The following is a 2,006-nucleotide window of genomic DNA, read 5'->3' as shown; positions in this document are numbered from 1 at the left end:
GTCGGCGACCAGGTCTGCATGAGCAAGCAGCTGCGTGAGGTAGTCGAGGGCGTTGGCGTTCGCGAGTTCGGCGGTGTGGATGAGGCTCTGGAAGATGTTGCCGACGCGAGCGCCATTCTTGGTCTTGAAGAAGAAGGAGTTGCGGCGATGACGGATGGCCTTCTTCAGAGCACGTTCACAAATGTTGTTGTCGATTGGGGCGCCGGCCTTGCGCAGGAAGAGCGTGAGCTTCTCCCAGTGGTTGTCCATGTACTTGATGGCCTTGCCGAAATCGGAGTTGGGTTCGATGTCCGTGTTGTCGAGCTGATCGTCGATCCAGGACTTCAGCTCATCGAGCCGCGGCGCACTCTTCTTCTTGTGGAGGGCGAGGCGATCTTCGGGTGAGAGGCCCTCCCTTCTGGCGAGCGCGTCAACGTGATAAACCTCCGCCAGAATCTCGATGACGTAGCGACACTCCTGCGGGAAGTTCGCGATCTGCTTGACGAAGTTGCGTCGAGCGTGCGCCATGCAGTTGGCGAGGATCGCCTCGAACTCCTTTGGGACGTTGCGCGACAGAGCATCCGACATCAGGATCGGAGGCTCTTCTTCGACACGATGAGCGAGCACATGCTGGAGGTTCTCCCCAGCGTGCTTCCGTCCTGTATAGAAGAGCGCGACCTTGTGATCGCCGTTCTTGGCCACGATGCCCGAGGTAAAGATTCCTGTTCGGTCCTTGGCGATGCCCTCGTCGTCTTCGGGTGGCTTGTTCATGAGTGCCACGACGTGTGCACTCGTATCATCAGTGTGGACCACGTTGCCGTTCGCGGCGAGGTGGACCAAGTGGTCGAAGGCCGGGACGATCGCATCCGCGCTCTTCGCGACGATGTCCCACTGGGTGGAGGCCGGCAAGGGAACGCCCAGGTTCCCCTGCAGGCCCTGGAGTCGGTTGAATGGAACACCAGTTCCATAGCACAGTAACCCGATCATGGCCGCCGAGCTCGGATCGTACTTCTCTCCACCGGCCTTCTCAGGGAGGTCGGCCTTGAAGGTCGTGTTGCACAGACCGCAGCGAAATCGTTGACACTCGTAGATCGTGGCGCCAAGAGGAGCTTGCCCTTGAATCCGAAGGACGACAACTGGCATCTTCTCGTAGACGGTGCCCTTCGTGCACTGCGGACAGGGGTCACCTGGATGCAGTGATTCGTGTGGGATCGAAACGGTTTCGGCTCCCGGATAGCTCTTGGCTCCGTTGCGGCCGTGTCCTTTGGGCTTGTCGTTCTTGCCCTTGCCCTTGCCCTTGTTGCGATCCGAATCCTCAGAATCGTCACCCCCACTCGCGTCCTCACTCGGGAGAATATCCTTGGCCTTCTCGGAGGTATGATTCGCGAACAGTGCGCGCAACTCTCGCAAGGTCAGGGTCTTGTTCTGAATCGCCTTCGTCAGGTGGATGTAGCCCTCGACGAGTTGCCCGAGGATCTTCCCCTGCTCCTCGCTCAATGAGCGCTTCGCGTCCTCGATGATCTGATCGAGCACCTCCGCGTCAACCTGGACGATGGCAGGTTCTTTCACCCGAGGCATGATAGCTGCTCGCGAAAACGTTTCGTCAACGGAAGTCCGAAGACCTCTTTGATCGAACGGTTCTTCTCGTTCGTTGGGCAGTCCTTGCCGCGCCCGCTCGTGAGGCCCAGAGGAATCCAATTGGCCGCGCGGTAGCACGTGCCGCGGAATCGTTCCGTGTCGACGAAGGTCTCGAGGTAGGCGATTGGATGTCCGTAGGCGGATTCCCACATCTTTGAGATCCGTCGCGCCATCTGCCCGAGCAGGTGCGACGCGAGGTGACGAATGCGCACCCACGGCACGATCAGGAAACGCGTGTTGTACGCCACCAGGTGGCGGTGTTTGGTGCGGGCGTCACGTGACCAACCGATGAAGCGGTCGCGATGGTCCAGGTGGTAGGGAGCCGAGGACCACGCGAAACAGGCGATGGGACGATCCCCGGCGCTCACGAGCACCTTGAGGGATTCGCC

2 protein-coding genes are annotated in these 2,006 nt (G+C 60.0%); both read right to left on the bottom strand.

Annotation, left to right across the window (positions count from 1 at the left end; all coding sequences use genetic code 11):
* Positions 1 to 1,557 (bottom strand): IS66 family transposase (locus tag GY725_07235; protein ID MCP4003972.1); only part of this gene is annotated, 1,557 nt, incomplete at its 3' end.
* Positions 1,545 to 2,006, bottom strand: a 462-nt coding sequence (locus GY725_07230; protein ID MCP4003971.1) for a DUF4338 domain-containing protein, incomplete at its 5' end; no start/stop codon positions are given. The genes GY725_07235 and GY725_07230, both read right to left, overlap by 13 nt.

The organism is bacterium (assembly GCA_024226335.1).
GTDB lineage: Bacteria > Myxococcota_A > UBA9160 > SZUA-336 > SZUA-336 > JAAELY01.
This window is presented reverse-complemented; position numbering and strand designations above follow the sequence as displayed.